The organism is Polynucleobacter sp. (assembly GCF_040400325.1).
Lineage (GTDB): Bacteria > Pseudomonadota > Gammaproteobacteria > Burkholderiales > Burkholderiaceae > Polynucleobacter.
Genome location: NZ_JBBAQK010000016.1, coordinates 1 through 15,726, shown reverse-complemented (window position 1 = coordinate 15,726; position 15,726 = coordinate 1). Strand labels below are relative to the sequence as shown.

The window sequence follows — 15,726 nt, the reverse complement described above, 5'->3', positions numbered from 1 at the left end:
ACTTTTTTTATAGATGAGATTTATTACACTAGCCAAGACAATATATTATGAATAGCAAAATCCCTGTCTTAATCAGACTCGCGCCACTACTATTTTTATTAAGCCTAATATCTTGTGGAGGTGGATCGAGCTCAGGTGGCTCATCAAGCTCAAGTGTTGGAACCTCATTAAAGGCTGGTTATCAGCAAGCTAAGTGGCAATCTAATACTACAGTTACCTATTCGGGTGATTGCACTATGACTATTACCTCTAATGATCTCCCTTCTCATGCGATGGCAACTTATTATTTGGCACCTACAAATGCTGGATACCCAACGACAGTAGCAACCAACCAAGTTGGTAATCTTAGTCTTCAGCCTAATACCAGAACTGCAACCCCAACTATTCTTACATTTAATATCTGCCCAACGAAAGCAAACACAACAACAGCCACCAATCTTGGAACTGTTGGAGTGATGATTTCAGGGGGAAATCTTTTTAATGGCGCTGAGGCAACGGGTATTGCAGCCATGAGTGACAATGTATCCTATCCAGCGCCAGATGGAACAACTGCCTATTTTTTAGATAATTGTAATGCCCACTATGCTCCTCGGCCAGGACAAACGACTGCAGGTGGACAATATCACTACCATGCAAACTCACCTTGCGTTACATCATTAGTTGATTTAGTAAATGGGCCTTCGCATATTATTGGCGTAGCTCTTGACGGCTATCCTGTATATGGTGGGCGCGATATAAGTGGCAATGTGATTAGTATATCACAACTTGATCAATGCAACGGTATCACTAGTCCAACTCCAGAATTTCCCAATGGCATTTATCACTATGTTTTGCCTGAAGGTGTTACTTCATTACGTGCCTCATTGCCCTGTTATGGTGGTGTCATTACAACTGCTCAAGTAGCTCTAGCTCAGACTTTGGCAATTTGTACAAGTCCAGCTTTGTCTGTTAAGCCATCTCTAAAAATTACAAATAAACTGGCTTTCGAAGTAAATAAACGTAGTCTCAAAAAAGTATTGGTTAATTCTTAGGTAAAAGTAATATTGCTTTTTTACAGCTTAGAATTAACGTTATCGGAACCTAATCCTGCATAAGGTTGAAGTCTGTAACGGTTATTTCCAAGGTCGGTAACCATCAAGCCCAAGGATTGTGCTTTACCAATGACATCGGCAGCACTGAGTACTTCTCCGCCTGCCTTAAATTCAAAATCAATGCGGTAGCCGTCGTACTCCATTTTGTCTATAGAGCCTTTTCCAAGTGCGGTCTTGAGTTGCTGGAGTTTGCCAGTCATAGCGATGAAGTCGGCATCAGTAGGCAGGCCTTTATGGCGTGCTTCATTGGTTAACTGTTTGGTGAAGGCTAGGGCAATCGAGTCGGTGTTTTTATTTTGAGCAAGTAAGCCAATTGTTTCAGGCGCCAAAAATTGTGCAGCAGAGATATCAATATTTCGACCCCAGCGCCAATTATCTACAGCGAGCCAAGAGGTATATATTCCCGCACCCAAAACAATACTACTCACAGCATATTGAGCCCAGATGATAGGTTTTGTCCATAAGCTGCGATCCAACCAGGAAATGGTTTTGCTAAGCGGTGTTTGTAATTGCTGTCCTGAGTTGGAAAACCAATTCAGGGTAGATTTTTTGGATGGCTTGCGCACACCAAATTCAGCATGTAATAAATTTAAGCTTGCTGCTGCAATATCAGTGCGGCGGCTAAAAGTAAAGGCGCTTGGAGTCATCCAGTCCCATGACCATGCTATTGGCTTGATATCTTGTAAGCGACTAGGCAATACCACTTCTTCCGATTCTTCAATCCAGGCGACTCCAAGCTGCTCTGTCTTATGCCATGTATAAATGACTGCAGCATCACTTCTTTGAAAAGCAACACAAGAACTCAAGGGTTCTTGTAGGTTTGTGCTCGTATTTTGTAAGGGCATGATCAGACAATCTGGGATCATGCGGACACGAGGCGTCAGAATATGATCAAGCTCTCGAACCAGCCAATGCAACCAAGATTTATTCATGACCGCAAGCGTTCTTTGGGATCCTGCTTGTCCAGGTAGCTGAGGCAAAGCATAAATTACAGTGCTTTCAATATCACCTAATAGCTCATCTTCAATCAGGCTAGGGAGGACCTGCTGTAATTTCTTAGCTTTTACTAGTGGAACCTTTTTCTCCATCAGTCTAACGTCTAGAGTTGGCATTAATACCAAAGCTTCATCGGCATAAGGCATTGATTCAACAGTTCCTGTTCCAGATGATTGAATGGTGGCATGTAATGCGTTGGTTTCGCACAAGCACCACTCAAAAGCTTCTTTTTGAGCATTAAAGCCGTCATCAGTGCTAGCTGCTTCGAAAAGCGGCTTGAGAGGGCAATGAATAATCAATAGACTCATTCTGACAATATCCTGTTAGTTCTATTCCAAACAACCTGAGTATAGTTGCCTAAGGCCATTGGACTCAATGATCTCTGAATTAAGCTGGAACTCTTAAAAATGCTACTTCCTAGATTGACTTCAGAGGATGCAAGCCAATACTGAGAATTAATATTTATTAGACTTGCATCTACCGTCACACTAGATCCTGCGCCAGAGCGCATTAAAAGGCTATTGATATCCGTCAAACTTTTAGCAGGTGAGCCGGATCGATTTTGCACAATGCTATTCGCTGAAGAGCGGGTCAAGCCAGCAAAGGCAGCCATTAAGACCTCGGCTGGAGCAGTATTGATATTGATGGTGGTGGGGTTCGGTAACACTGATACATAGGAGCGTAATGTTTGAATCATTGTTGCGCTATAACCGGGTATACCTATTAAGTCGCTAACATCATTGAATGTCATCTGTCTGTCTTGAACAATTTGAGCGGTTTGTTGTGCCAGATTGGAATTGAAGCCTAAGGCGATAAGGAGTCGTGAATAGGCAAGTACGCCATTGGCATTACTTTGGAAATTAGCGTTCCAAAGATTGGTCAGGTTGAATAAGCCTTGTGCGTCTGTTATTCCACCATTGACTGTCACAGCTTGCAGTTCATCTGGGATGTCAACATTCTTTAAAAAATCAGCCACTTTGCTATCGCTTAAGGGAAGAGACCAAGCCTCTCCCAAATGATCGGCTTGGCTAGTACGTAAATCTTGGGTTAATACGAGTCTCGCAAAATCGATCATGCCGTGTTGTAGCCATTGCGCTTGGGTTTTATCGCGAGTGGTTTCGATATTGCGAATTTGTAATTGTTGGCGCCATATCAAACTGCTGATCACAACTGCTGCGACCCCAACCACAATCAGCGCTGTCACTGTCGCAGAGCCTCTCTCTGTCTGAGGTGGTAGCGGTTTATTAGGATCGATCATGCTATAGACTCGCACCAGCTAAACACGATCTAGTAATAGGAAAAGGAAGGTTTTTCAGCCCCCAGCGTATATTGAGCCCAGCAAAAAGGGGTGTATCCACACCTTTACCTGGTAATGGTGCATTGGTAATGACACTGACCTGCTGGGTAATGATTTCTGGAACCTCGAGGCTGATTTTCATATCGCTTGAAGTGAGATCAGGATCTCGTATGAATGGTTGCCATATTGCCAAGGCATCCGATTTATTCGTCAGCGGGCGACTTATCCATCGTTGTAGACCGATTTGGGTCACTCCATAACCAATCACTACCCAACTGGGTTGTTTAGCCTCATTGTGCTGACGTAACCACCAGATATTCTTTGCTCCAGCAGAATACTGTGGAACATTTAATTCGGCGCTCGGTATCATTTCTTGACAGTCGCGCTCGAATTGACGCACTAATTGAAAATAGACTGCATCTTGTTTAGCTCGCCCCTCGATATTTTCTTTGCTGCGGAGCATGGCATCCATACCTTGCCAGGCGAGAAGCCCAACAACAGCCATGATGATCATGGCTACCATCACCTCGATTAGAGTAAAACCAGCATCAGCTGCTGTTACTGTCTTTTGCTTCATAGGGCACCAGCGTTTAGGTTGGGAACGACTGTTACTAACCATGCTAGACGGGGGCCATTGACTTGGGTGCTGTTAGCTTGATCGGCCATAAAAACAGTTATCTCTACCCGTCTAAAAGAGGGGTTAGGCGTATCGATTACCTTGCGTTGGCAGACTAATACCAAGTTGGCTTGAGGACAGCTAAAAGTACTTGTACCCACTTCTGGCCAAACTCGATTCATCCGAATTTCATTTAAGGAATTATCAGCACTCCAGATTGCCATCGTCCGCTGAGTTACTGCAAATTGCGTATCTGCACTCAGTGCCACTGCTCGAAGGGCTGCAATCAGCGCAATGCTCAACACCATCATGCCCACTAGAACTTCAATCAGGGCAAAGCCATTCTTTTTATGAAGTACCTTTTGATTCATGGCGAAGACCAGTTGAAGTGGCCATCGCTAGAGCGTATTAAAGTTGCTGAGCGTTTCTCTTGCTGTATGGAGGTACGCATTACTTCGGCGACATATTCAGCGCCTAAATTGAGTTGCAATGGTTCAATAATGACTGCTTTTGACCAGGCCTGGGCTTTATAGGCATCAGGAATAAAGGTAGGGGGCTGATTAGAATCTTTAGCTTGAGCCATAGGATCGGACTTGCTAAAGCGCCATCCAGATTCATTAATCTCGACTCGCATTGGAATGCCAGTGGTTTGGCTTTCATCCTGAGCAGCATTGAGTGATGCGACTAATTGATCTAAATTATTTCGCCAAGTACGCTCATCATGATTTGGTATAGCTAATACAGCAACAGCTAATAAGATGGCTACAACTGTTAATACTAGCAACATCTCAATTAAAGAAAAGCCACCTTCTGCAGAGGGGGCTGATAGAGAATGAGCTTTCTCTTCTTTAGATACCAATATCTGCATCTGCACCAGTGCCGCCTGGTTTTTTATCTGCCCCGTAACTATAGATATCAATCTCACCTTTAGTTCCTGGATTGGCATATTGATAGGGATGTCCCCATGGATCATTCGGCAATGAGTCTAGATAACCACCAGTTTTCCAGTTCTGTGGAACTGGTTCTGCGCTGGGCCTGGTAACCAGTGCATTTAGACCTTGCTCAGTGCTGGGGTAGCGACCAATATCCAAACGATACAATTTAAGGGCTTGATTGATGGTGCCGAGATCATGTTTTGCAGCAGTAGCCCGAGCCTCATCAGGACGCCCCATGATTCGAGGGACGATCAAGGTAGCTAAGATGCCGATGATGGCAATCACCACCATGATTTCAATCAAGGTAAAGCCTGCTTCTTTATTTCGAATATTTAATTGCATATTGACCATTGGCTATTTATTTTCGTAAATCTATTTTCTAGATTGATTCATTTCTGAATCTCTACTTGACGGAATCTTTTCTTTTTTACTCTTTTGGATAGAAAAGTTCATTTCTTTTCCTTGATATAGTAAGGTTGCTGTTTCAGGGTCTATTGCTTGTAATGCTAGTCCTCTGCCCATCGTTTCCCCAACGGCGATTGCGCCGGTTGGTTTACCGTCGATATCAAATAGGGCGAAGCCTTGGTAAATGCCGCCCTTATTTTTTTCAGTAACGACTACTCCGCGCAAAATGATATTGTCTGTGCCAATAGGTTTACTACCAAAAAGGGGATAGCTTATATTAATATTTTGGTTGGTATATAGAGTAGTACCTTTGAAATTCTTTAGTACGCTATCTGCTGGACTAGGAATTTGTAAAATATGCATCAACCAATATGCAGTAGATGCCAAAGTAAGGCATATAAAAACATAGCTAAGCGCTTGACTTACCCGAATTGGTGTTACACCAGTAAACACGATTACATTCTTTTCCATTACGCCTTTCGATTGGCGCAGACGCCAATCAAATTGAGTTTTGGTATCGCTTAACTTATCCAGAATAAGCGCCTGTAATCGTTTCAAAATTTTCTTTCCTCTCTCAAGGTAGCCAGTGGCATTTTTATAAACCAGCCATTTTAATGGCGCAAACCCCATTTTTTGCCTCTTCAGCGGTAGTGGTAATGGTCTTCTATAGTACTATACAGAATGTCATTTTTAGAAAAGTGTCGAGGGTTTAATTGACCTCAGGACCAGATTTTTGTGAAACTAACCTCCCAAAATTTTGTGAAAGTTGCCACCCGCTGGGGCCATGTCTCTTTGCCTGCTTTACGCAGTCGGCTAAGAAGGGTCTTGGGAGACTTTAAGAGCCCCAAACTTTCAAATAGACTACATCCTTTAATAGGAGTATTTTGTACTTTCGCTCTAGTTTGGCTATGTTTAGATTTTTGGGTCTTACCTTACATGCGAGATTTAGAGGGTCGGACATCCTTGCGTCCTACGCAATGGGCTCAACTGGAAAACCTCATCAAGTTATCTAAAACAAATCAGGTACAGCAAAACACCATTGAACCCATAGACGATGCTGAATTGCAAAAGATACGAACGATCTTGCAGTCAAAACGTATTAAGCCAAATGTCTTAAGGTTGAGTCTTGAAAATCCACCGCGTATCGAGATTCAAGCAAGCGATGTATTATTTTCAAGTGTTGTTGATGTATTGGAAGAGTTGCGTGCTACCTGGCATTTATACCCCGAGCGAGTTGAGGTGAGCTCTACGTCTGCAATAGCAGTAGTCAATGTTAGTGCAACATTAAGGCAATCTAGCAATCCCAATGCCACATTAAATCTCTCCGCCATCGAGAGCAGCCTTAAAAAATGAAGATCACGCTAAGCTCACCTTCTGAAAAATCGCACAAAATATTTTGGCTTGTCATATTTGCTGTTGTACTCGCTATAGTCATTCAGCAAATGCCTGCCAGCATTATGAGTGGCTTATTGGCCAATCAATCTGCATGTCGCGTAACTATGCATCAAACTATCGGCAGCATTTGGGATGGGAGTGCTGCACTGGGATTCTCTGAGCCAAACTTAGTGGGCGGTGGCTGCCGTGAGCCAGTAGCGATTACTGAGAGATTTTCTTGGAAATCCCAATGCAGTTTGATGCAGGGTCAGTGCCAAGTTGATATTCAATTTGTTGGGCTAGATAAACCCCTGACGATTTATGCCTATCCAAACCAGATTAAAGTAGGAAGTGGAGAAATTGTTTTACCAGCATCCATCCTTGAAGCCTTTGGTAATCCTTGGAGTACTCTTCGTCCTCGTGGCCAATTATCAGCATATTGGAGTGAGCTTAAAAAAGGCGCAGATACATCTGGGTCTGTCAGAATTAATATTACCAATTTATCTAGCCCTATTAGTGCTGTGAAGCCACTGGGGAGCTACGAGATTAAGGCTAATCTTGCCCAGACTGGAACTTCCTTTGAGCTGGCTACTGTAGCAGGCCCTCTATTACTAAAGGGTAAAGGCACGGCGGATTCGGATACTAAGCCAGGCTTACATTTTGCGGGAGGGGCTTGGGCTGCACCTGAGGTGGAAGAATCTTTGATAGGGTTACTATCCTTGCTGGGAAGAAAAGATGGCGATACTTATCGCATGCAATATTAGCGGATGAAATGAAACAGCATGCCTAATTCTATAAAAGCACCTATGAAGAAACATTATCTTTTGCAATTTCTGCTGTGCTGCCTATGTAATCAATTCATCCTCTTACCAGGAGTGATGGCGCAAAATCTGACGAACTCCAATTCTGGAGCTGCAGTTGAGCAAGCTACTGTCTCACTTTCTTTTAATAACGCTGATATTGAATCAGTCGCTAGTGTTATTGCCAAGGCAACCGGACAAACCATCTTGGTCGATCCACAAGTCAAAGGCACCATTACCCTCATTACAAACAAACCGGTAACCAAGACCAAGGCGCTCGATTCTTTATCAACTGCCTTGCGCACGGCAGGCTTTGCTTTAGTAGAAACCAATGGCATGTATCGGGTGGTTACCCAAGCTGATGCCAAGCTGGTAAGTACTTCCGTTATGACTGGAAAAGGCAAGCAAGAGGGCGATCAAATTATTACCCGTATATTTAAGCTGAACTATGAGTCAGCAAATAATTTATTGCCAGTCTTACGTCCATTAGTATCCCCAAACAATACGATCAATGCCTATCCTGGAAATAACACGATTGTTGTGACGGATTACGCCAGTAATATTCAAAGAATTGCTACTTTAATTGAATCAATTGATGCACCAACCTCAACGGAAGTGCAAACAATCAAATTGCAATATGCATTCTCAAGTGATATTGCAGCGATTCTCAATAAAGTTTTAGATACCGGAATAGCTGGCGCTGCAGATCCCGCATTAAAAACCATGATTCTTTCTGAGCCACGTACGAACGCTATTTTGATTCGTAGTTCAAGTGCTGAGCGCGTGAGGCAAGTTCGTATTTTGGTAGCTAGATTAGATGTGCCTGGTAATAAAAACGGAAATATTTGGGTGGTGCCCTTAAAGAATGCGGAAGCCAGCAAATTAGCCGTTACCTTACGAGCTCTGGTTGCTGCGGATGCTGCTTTATCTGCCCAAGTGGCCAGCTCAAGCAATACTCCACCTGCATTAGCGAGTAACCCCCAGCAAAATCCTGGCGCTATCCCTCAGACTGCAGGACAGCCAGGTGCTGGCGCTAACTTGGCTACCTCTGCTTTAACTAGCTCTAGCAATCCTAATATTGGGGGCTTTATTCAGGCTGAACCGGCAACGAATTCTATTTTGATTACTGGTAGCGAGCCTTTGTATCGCAGTCTCAGACAAGTGATTGATCAATTAGATCTGCGACGTAATCAGGTCTATATTGAATCACTGATTGTGGAGGTTAGTAATGAAACCGCTGCAGAGCTAGGAATCCAATGGAATTTCTTATTGGGGTCAGGTAATCAAAACGTCGGATTTGGTAGCACCAATTTTGGCACTCCTGGACAGAATCAAGGGCCTGGAGGCAATATTTTAGGTCTCAATCAAAACGTCAATGCCATTGCGAATAACGCGGCAAATACTGGTGCTGTGCCAGTTGCCCCAGCACCTGGTTTGAATTTAGGTTTAATAAGTCGCTTTAATGGTGTCTATGCAATGTCAGCCTTAGTCAGGGCCTTACAAACCGCATCTGGCACCAATATTTTGTCTACACCTAATTTGATTACTTTAGACAACGAAGAAGCGCGCATTATTGTGGGTCAAAATGTGCCAATTTTGACTGGCTCTTATTCAACTACCGGATCTACTTCAACCGTGACACCATTTCAGACTTACGTTCGTCAGGACGTTGGCATTCTTTTAAGGGTTAAACCGCAAATTTCTGATAACGGCATTGTCAAAATGCAGATCTATCAAGAGGTATCTTCGGTTGCAGCGCAAACTACATCTGGCGTAGTTCTGAATAAACGCAATATTGAATCGAATGTCTTAGTGGATGATGGGCAGATGGTGGTTTTGGGTGGATTGATTTCTGATGAATACGCCGATGGATCTAGTGGCATTCCATTTTTGAGTAGCATCCCCTTGCTTGGTCAATTATTTCGGTATGACAATAAGAACCGGGTAAAGAGAAATCTATTGGTTTTCATACGCCCTTATGTTTTACGGGATAGGAACCAAGCAGATGAAATTACAAATAATCGCTTAAGTGTCATGCAGGGCAAAGAAGACCAATTTAAGCAATTGCCAATGCTTCTCCCTAAAGAAACTAATATGCCAAATATTAGTGAAGCTGAAGTGCCACTCATTCCACCAAGATTGCCAGCCAATACTATTAATACCAATCCAGCAATGTCTCGTCCCCCAGCGCCTGGACCGTCTGGTGCTGCAACGAATACTGTGCCTACTCAGTAATCATGTTGCGCATCCCTTTTGCTTACGCTAGAGATCATCAAGTCTTGCTGAAGAGGCAATCTATCAGTGATGCTGCTGGTCAGGAAAAAGATGTTTTTACCTTAGTGCATAGCCCCGTAACAGATCTATCTATTCTTCATGAGATATGTCGCATCGTGGGTTCCGTTAAGCGAGTTGAGAAGTCAAGTGATGAGGTGATGGAGGCTATCAATGCCACCTATTCACAGGGCGATTTAGATGCATCTCAGGTACTGGATGAGGTTGAAGATACGCTAGATTTATCTCGCTTATTACAAGAGATGCCTGTCTCTATGGATTTACTAGAAGCCAACGATGATGCACCTGTCATTCGTATGATCAACAGCATCTTAAAGCAAGCAATTCATGCTGAAGCGTCTGATATTCATTTAGAGGCATTTGAACGCAAGTCGGTTGTACGCTTTAGGGTTGATGGAAATCTGCGCGATATTGTAGATATGCGTAGAGACTTGCATGCTGCATTAGTATCTCGTATCAAAATCATGGCCTCTCTAGATATTGCTGAGAAGCGTATGCCACAAGATGGGCGAATCTCGCTCCGCATCGGTGGAAAAGCAATTGATATTCGGGTATCCACCTTACCTACATCGCATGGCGAGCGGGTCGTCATGCGTTTATTGGAAAAGAACTACGAGCGTTTAGATTTGAAAACGCTTGGAATGGCAGATGATACTTTTACTAGCTTTGATCAACTGATTCACCGCCCTCATGGCATTGTTTTGGTCACTGGCCCAACTGGCAGTGGAAAAACAACTACTTTATATGGTGCCTTGTTACGACTGCGCAATAAAACCAACAATATTATGACGGTGGAAGATCCCATTGAGTACAACTTGGATGGCATTGGTCAAACTCAAGTGAATTCTCGTATTGATATGAGCTTTGCTAGAGCATTGAGGGCTATTTTGCGCCAAGATCCTGACATTGTGATGATAGGGGAGATACGCGATATTGAAACGGCTCAGATTGCTGTGCAGGCCTCTCTCACAGGTCACTTAGTCCTGGCAACTCTACATACCAATGATGCTCCTTCAGCCGTAACGCGATTAATTGATATGGGCATTGAACCCTTTTTATTGTCTTCCACATTACTCGGTGTTTTAGGTCAGCGATTAGTTCGCTTGAAGTGCCAAGCCTGTCAAGGCGCAGGATGTACGAGTTGTGGTGAATCAGGCTACAGTGGTAGGGCTGGCATATATGAATTAATGAGCACGAATGAGACCATTAAAGAACTGATTCACAATCGGGCTGCAGAAAGTGAGATTCGTAAGCAGGCCGCTGTGAATGGTATGAGAAGTCTTGCTGAGGATTGTCAACGATGGGTTGATTCTGGGCAGTCGACTGTTGAAGAGATGTTGCGCGTTACTGGCGCGGTTCAATTAGATTAGCGAACTACATCCATATGGCACGCTATCGTTTTGAAGCACTAACCTATGCCGGTAAAAGCGAGCGTGGAACTGCGGAGGGCGACAGCATTCGTGCGATCCGCCAGCAGTTGCTACTAAAGCAATTGGTGCCAGTCAGTATTGAGCCCGAAACGCAGTGGGGTAAGACCTATTTTTGGCAATACTTTTTTTCTGAGAATAAACCCCTTACTCGCAATGAACTCTCATTGATCACTAAGCAGTTTGCTTTACTGGTGCGCTCCGGCGTACAAATTGATGAAGCGCTAACGATCTTGTCAGATGAAAGCTCTAAAAAGCATGTTAAGTATGTATTGCAATCAGTTGTTTCTGAATTACGCTCTGGTTTATCTTTATCGCAGGCAATTGCCACTCAAGAACAAAGCTTTGATCCGCTGTATCAGGGTGTAGTTGCGGCTGCAGAACAATCTGGAATGATGGGTAAAGTGCTGACCCAGCTGGCAGAGTTCTTAGAAAAGCGCCAAGCCTTAAAACAAAAAGCATTGGCCGCCTTAGCTTACCCAGCGATGTTGACTGGCGTTTCCTTTATGGTGATTTTATTTCTGATGACCTATGTAGTGCCACAAATTGCAAGAGTATTTCAGAGCACTAAACAGACTTTGCCATTCACCACCCGGTTTGTTCTGGGATTCTCTAATTTCTTAGTCGATTGGGGATGGTTATTGGTGATTGTTATTGCAGCTAGCATTTATTTTGCTAGAAAGGCACTCCAGCGGAGCGATATTCGTTTGGGTTTTGATCGTTTTGTTCTGAATCTACCGGTATTGGGTCCATTACTGCTGGGATTTGAAACAGCGCGATTTGCAAATACGATGGCAATGCTGGTAAGCGCTAATGTGCCGATCTTGGCAGCCCTCAAAAGTGGGCGCAATACTTTAAGCAATTATGTTCTGCGTGAAGCAATCGATTCGACTGAGGTACGCCTGCGTGAGGGCTCCAGTTTGTCTCGCGCACTGGGTAGTCAGGGCGTGTTCTCACCCATTTTGATTCACTTGATTCGCTCGGGAGAAGCATCGGGAAAATTAGGTGAAATGCTCAAGTACAGCGCAGAAAATGCAGAACTTGAGGCAGAGCAAAAGACCAAAATTTTCACCAGTCTTTTAGAGCCAATCCTCATTTTGTTAATGGGCCTTTTGGTATTAGGAATTGTGATGGCAGTAATGCAACCTATTTTAGAAATGAATTCGTCGATCCGTTGATCAGTAAGCGAGGCAATATGCAAATATTATTAATGACTAGTCCCACTGCTCCAGTGAGAGAGTTTCAACTATCAAAGCGGCAAATCGTCATCGGTTTGATAGTAATGCTACTGTTCCTAGTGGGAATCAATTGGATGATTGCCTCAATCATCAATCAAACACGCGATACAGTTCTTTTTATCAAGCACTCTAATAGCTTAGATGTAAAAACAACTTTCCTTAAAGACTCTGATTACGAGCGTAAGTTACATGAATTACAGGCACGCCTAGAAGAAGCCCAGATTAATTTAGACCAACTAGCAGCATTAAAGGAAAAGTTAAAGAATTTTACTAATTCAGATAGTTCCTCCGTCTCTTCTGATGTATCTGCTGCACAAGGGGGTCCCTTAAGGCTGGTGCGTCAATTGGATTCTGACCAAGATTCCTATGGAATCAGATTAGACCGCACCTTAGAGCAATCGATTGGTTTAAGCGCTCAGGTCTCAGAGTTGCGCAAAGCCTTTACGCAAACTCAAGTTGCTCTTAAGAACTCGCCTTCTGGATTGCCCCTCCCATTTGAAGTGGCAGCCTCAAGTGGATTAGGGTATCGCATTGATCCCTTTACGAATCAACTTGCTTGGCATGACGGAACCGATTTTCCAGCGCTAATAGGGACACCCATCTTGGCAACCGCTAATGGCATTGTGATTAAAGCCGGGTGGGGCGGTGACTATGGAAATATGGTGGAAGTAAGACACCCTAATGGATACGTTACGCGTTACGCCCATGCACAAGAGCTATCAGTACAAGTAGGTCAGGCAGTAAAGAAATCGCAAGTGATTGGCAAATCAGGATCAACTGGACGATCGACAGGTCCACATCTGCATTACGAGGTATTGCGCAATGGAATACCAGCCAGCTAAAGTTTTTGCTGCGCTTGGCCTTAACAGCTTTATTTACCTCATAAAGCAAACATTTTTCCTCATATCAAAGGCGTTGAAAGTTCTAGCTATTTTCAGATCAATAGCTAGTGGCGGATTTGCAGGCGCATTGCACCCTGCTACTAAACGGCTATCAATATAGGCCCACGTCCAACGGATTCAAAGACTTGTCGATATAGATCACTCATTATTTATGAGGATTTTTGAGTAGTGCTATCAAAAAATGTGGACAGTAAAAATAGTATTGAAAAAAAATCATCAGAGCTATTAAACATGTGGCTCTCAAGCCATCCCTTGCTGACCTATATGTGGACGCAACATCTGGTGTATTTGGTAATTTTGGATGTTAGCCTGTCACCTGATAATCAGAATAACAATGCTGCAAAAGTTGCCACGCAAACGAAAAATAATCGGATAAAAAAATGTTTTTGAATGGAGCTACGTCACAGCCACTTAAAACGGCTAATATTAAACTGGGCTTAGCTCTTCTATCAACAGCTTTGTTGGCAGCATGTGGTGGTGGAGATAGCTCTTCAACTAGCTCTCTGACATTAAATTTAAATGCAGCCTATGAAAAACATACTATAGGAGGTAGCTCAGTAACGGGTACGATTAGCGGTTACTGCCAAGGCACCAGAGTATTTACTTTGAGTCCAACATACTCAGGAACAACTCTCGATGGTAAATCGGCACTACTTTTTAACGAATATGAGCTCGATACCATGGCTGCCAACTCTAATGAATTTTGCAAGTCATTTTATGGTAGCAATAATATTAGTCAGGTAAAGTACACAGGTTATTATGATCCCAAGACTCTAGTTCCAATCAGTAGCGGCAGCAATCCGCCTACTACGGTGTACCAAAACCAACTTCCCTTCCCAACTTCAGTTTCTGATGGATCATCGGGCAAATGGTTTAACACTATTTCCTTTGAAAAAGGAATACCTGTAGCTACAGGTATTCAGACCTGGGAAGTTAGGGCAGATACCCCAACCACCTTGTTGTTTATTACGAACAATAAAGCATATACGTCTATTGGCGATCAATTGCTTTTTAACCAAACCACTTGGTACCGTCTCAATGCCGACAACACATTAACGCCCTTACGTAAAAATATACAACCAACCGCATTACTAACAGGTAACGGCGATCAGAATATTGATGAGGTCTATCAACAGAAATGATGTGAGCTCAAAGTGAGTCATCTAATAATTACAAAAAAATGTCGCCTTCTTAAAAGTAAGCATATTAACGAAAAATAATAGGATAAAAAAATGTTTTTGAATGGAACTACGTCACAGCTACTGAAAACGACTAAGCTCAAACTGGGCTTAGCTCTTCTATCAACTGTTATGTTGGCAGCATGTGGTGGTGGAGATAGCTCTTCATCTAGCTCTCCGACATTAAATTTAAATGCAGCCTATACAACCTGGGTTAAGGGCGGAAGCACAATATCGGGTACTGTTAGTGGTTACTGTCAGGGAACAAGAAAACAGACTTTATCCCCTACGGTCTCAGGGAAAACCTTAAGTGGTGCAGCTGCTTTAATCTCTTACGAATCTGAAATAGACACATTAGTTGCTGGCTCTAACGAGTTTTGCAAAAGTTTTTACAGCTATAACGGCACTACGAGTAATCCGGTTTATTTTGACCCTACAAACTATACCCCGATAACGAGTGGCGCCACGAAAAATGGTTATCCACTAGGCCTTGTCTGGTCCAATCAAGCAGCCCCTCCAACCTCAGTTACTGCTGGCACTACAGGCACTTTGGCTACCTATGAAGACTACACCGGCGATTCATCAAGACCTGCTACTTATGGCAGCAGAACCTGGAGAGTTGAAGCGGATTCGGCCACCACGCTTTTGTGGGTCACTACCGATACTGCAAAAGTATACGGAACAGAGTTGCTAATTTATACCAGCATCACAACTTACCGTATCAATGCGAACAATACCCTAACATCCCTCAAAAAAGAGGTACAAGCAACAACGATTGCTACTAAGGGAGCGGGAGATCAGACTGTTTATGAAACCTATCAGAATTAATGTCAATATTACTCAATTGAGCTGACCCCCAGTTTTGACGGTTTATTTAGGCCAGCACGAGGGATTATTGTAGGCATCTAAATGCTGACGGCTGTTGGCAATAGGTGAATGCTGGGTATGAAATTATTAGTTGAAGAGTTCGGTTATTATTAATTTGGATGATTTATATCATTTCAAAAAAATCATGACTGTTTCTCGAATTCTTCAATAATGGCATCTAAAAATCAGCTTAATTATGTTTGCTTAATTCCCCTCTTATTTTTAGGCGGCTGCATGACTGTTGGGCCTGATTACTCTCGGCCCTCAGTCAAAACAAGCGAGCAATTTTGAACTGCTGTCAATTTAGG

16 protein-coding genes are annotated in these 15,726 nt (G+C 43.2%); 9 read left to right on the top strand and 7 right to left on the bottom strand.

Going from position 1 to position 15,726, the window contains the following annotated elements:
• The first annotated feature begins 47 nt into the window (after positions 1–47).
• Complete coding sequence (locus ABWP14_RS10360) at positions 48–1,031, top strand: YHYH protein (RefSeq protein ID WP_353202901.1); 984 nt, start codon at positions 48–50, stop codon at positions 1,029–1,031.
• Between the two features lie 20 nt (positions 1,032–1,051).
• Here the strand turns inward: ABWP14_RS10360 and gspL are convergent, their stop codons facing one another.
• Genes gspL through ABWP14_RS10325 form a run of 7 tightly spaced genes read right to left on the bottom strand, consistent with a single transcriptional unit; the run spans position 1,052 to position 5,898 of the window.
• Positions 1,052–2,395 carry a type II secretion system protein GspL gene (gene gspL / locus ABWP14_RS10355; RefSeq protein ID WP_353202900.1) on the bottom strand — a complete coding sequence of 448 codons (1,344 nt, stop codon included), beginning with the start codon at positions 2,393–2,395 and terminating at the stop codon, positions 1,052–1,054.
• Positions 2,392–3,345 (bottom strand): type II secretion system minor pseudopilin GspK, encoded by a 954-nt coding sequence (gene gspK, locus ABWP14_RS10350; protein WP_353202899.1) that lies wholly within the window; start codon positions 3,343–3,345, stop codon positions 2,392–2,394. Before gspK ends, gspL begins: the two co-directional genes overlap by 4 nt.
• 1 nt (position 3,346) lies before the next feature.
• Positions 3,347–3,961 carry a PulJ/GspJ family protein gene (locus tag ABWP14_RS10345; RefSeq protein WP_353202898.1) on the bottom strand — a complete coding sequence of 205 codons (615 nt, stop codon included), beginning with the start codon at positions 3,959–3,961 and terminating at the stop codon, positions 3,347–3,349.
• On the bottom strand, positions 3,958–4,371 hold the full coding sequence (gene gspI / locus ABWP14_RS10340) for a type II secretion system minor pseudopilin GspI (protein WP_353202897.1): 414 nt from the start codon (positions 4,369–4,371) through the stop codon (positions 3,958–3,960). The genes ABWP14_RS10345 and gspI overlap by 4 nt, the downstream gene beginning before the upstream one ends.
• Positions 4,368–4,868 carry a prepilin-type N-terminal cleavage/methylation domain-containing protein gene (locus ABWP14_RS10335; protein ID WP_353202918.1) on the bottom strand — a complete coding sequence of 167 codons (501 nt, stop codon included), beginning with the start codon at positions 4,866–4,868 and terminating at the stop codon, positions 4,368–4,370. Before ABWP14_RS10335 ends, gspI begins: the two co-directional genes overlap by 4 nt.
• Positions 4,849–5,277: a type II secretion system major pseudopilin GspG gene (gene gspG / locus ABWP14_RS10330; RefSeq protein WP_502930179.1), complete on the bottom strand. Its 429-nt coding sequence runs from the start codon at positions 5,275–5,277 to the stop codon at positions 4,849–4,851. Before gspG ends, ABWP14_RS10335 begins: the two co-directional genes overlap by 20 nt.
• 30 nt (positions 5,278–5,307) lie before the next feature.
• A complete protein-coding gene (locus ABWP14_RS10325) occupies positions 5,308–5,898 on the bottom strand; it encodes a hypothetical protein (RefSeq protein ID WP_353202895.1) in 591 nt (196 codons plus the stop codon).
• A 177-nt stretch (positions 5,899–6,075) separates the two neighbouring features.
• Between ABWP14_RS10325 and ABWP14_RS10320 the strand changes: the two genes are divergently transcribed.
• The 8 genes from ABWP14_RS10320 (at position 6,076) to ABWP14_RS10285 (ending at position 15,379) form a co-directional block, all read left to right on the top strand.
• The gene (locus ABWP14_RS10320; RefSeq protein WP_353202894.1) at positions 6,076–6,693 is read left to right on the top strand and encodes a hypothetical protein; all 618 of its coding nucleotides are present in this window, start codon (positions 6,076–6,078) and stop codon (positions 6,691–6,693) included.
• Positions 6,690–7,478: a type II secretion system protein N gene (gspN, locus tag ABWP14_RS10315; protein WP_353202893.1), complete on the top strand. Its 789-nt coding sequence runs from the start codon at positions 6,690–6,692 to the stop codon at positions 7,476–7,478. The genes ABWP14_RS10320 and gspN overlap by 4 nt, the downstream gene beginning before the upstream one ends.
• Positions 7,479–7,520: 42 nt before the next feature.
• Positions 7,521–9,749: a type II secretion system secretin GspD gene (gene gspD / locus ABWP14_RS10310; RefSeq protein ID WP_353202892.1), complete on the top strand. Its 2,229-nt coding sequence runs from the start codon at positions 7,521–7,523 to the stop codon at positions 9,747–9,749.
• Between the two features lie 2 nt (positions 9,750–9,751).
• Positions 9,752–11,176, top strand: a complete 1,425-nt coding sequence (locus ABWP14_RS10305; RefSeq protein WP_353202891.1) for a GspE/PulE family protein — start codon at positions 9,752–9,754, stop codon at positions 11,174–11,176.
• 14 nt (positions 11,177–11,190) lie between these two features.
• Positions 11,191–12,411, top strand: coding sequence for a type II secretion system inner membrane protein GspF (gspF, locus tag ABWP14_RS10300; RefSeq protein WP_353202890.1), 1,221 nt, complete (start codon positions 11,191–11,193; stop codon positions 12,409–12,411).
• A gap of 17 nt (positions 12,412–12,428) precedes the next feature.
• Positions 12,429–13,313 carry a M23 family metallopeptidase gene (locus tag ABWP14_RS10295; RefSeq protein WP_353202889.1) on the top strand — a complete coding sequence of 295 codons (885 nt, stop codon included), beginning with the start codon at positions 12,429–12,431 and terminating at the stop codon, positions 13,311–13,313.
• 440 nt (positions 13,314–13,753) lie between these two features.
• A complete protein-coding gene (locus ABWP14_RS10290; protein ID WP_353202888.1) occupies positions 13,754–14,515 on the top strand; it encodes a hypothetical protein in 762 nt (253 codons plus the stop codon).
• A gap of 90 nt (positions 14,516–14,605) precedes the next feature.
• Positions 14,606–15,379, top strand: a complete 774-nt coding sequence (locus ABWP14_RS10285; RefSeq protein WP_353202887.1) for a hypothetical protein — start codon at positions 14,606–14,608, stop codon at positions 15,377–15,379.
• Positions 15,380–15,726 lie beyond the last annotated feature (347 nt).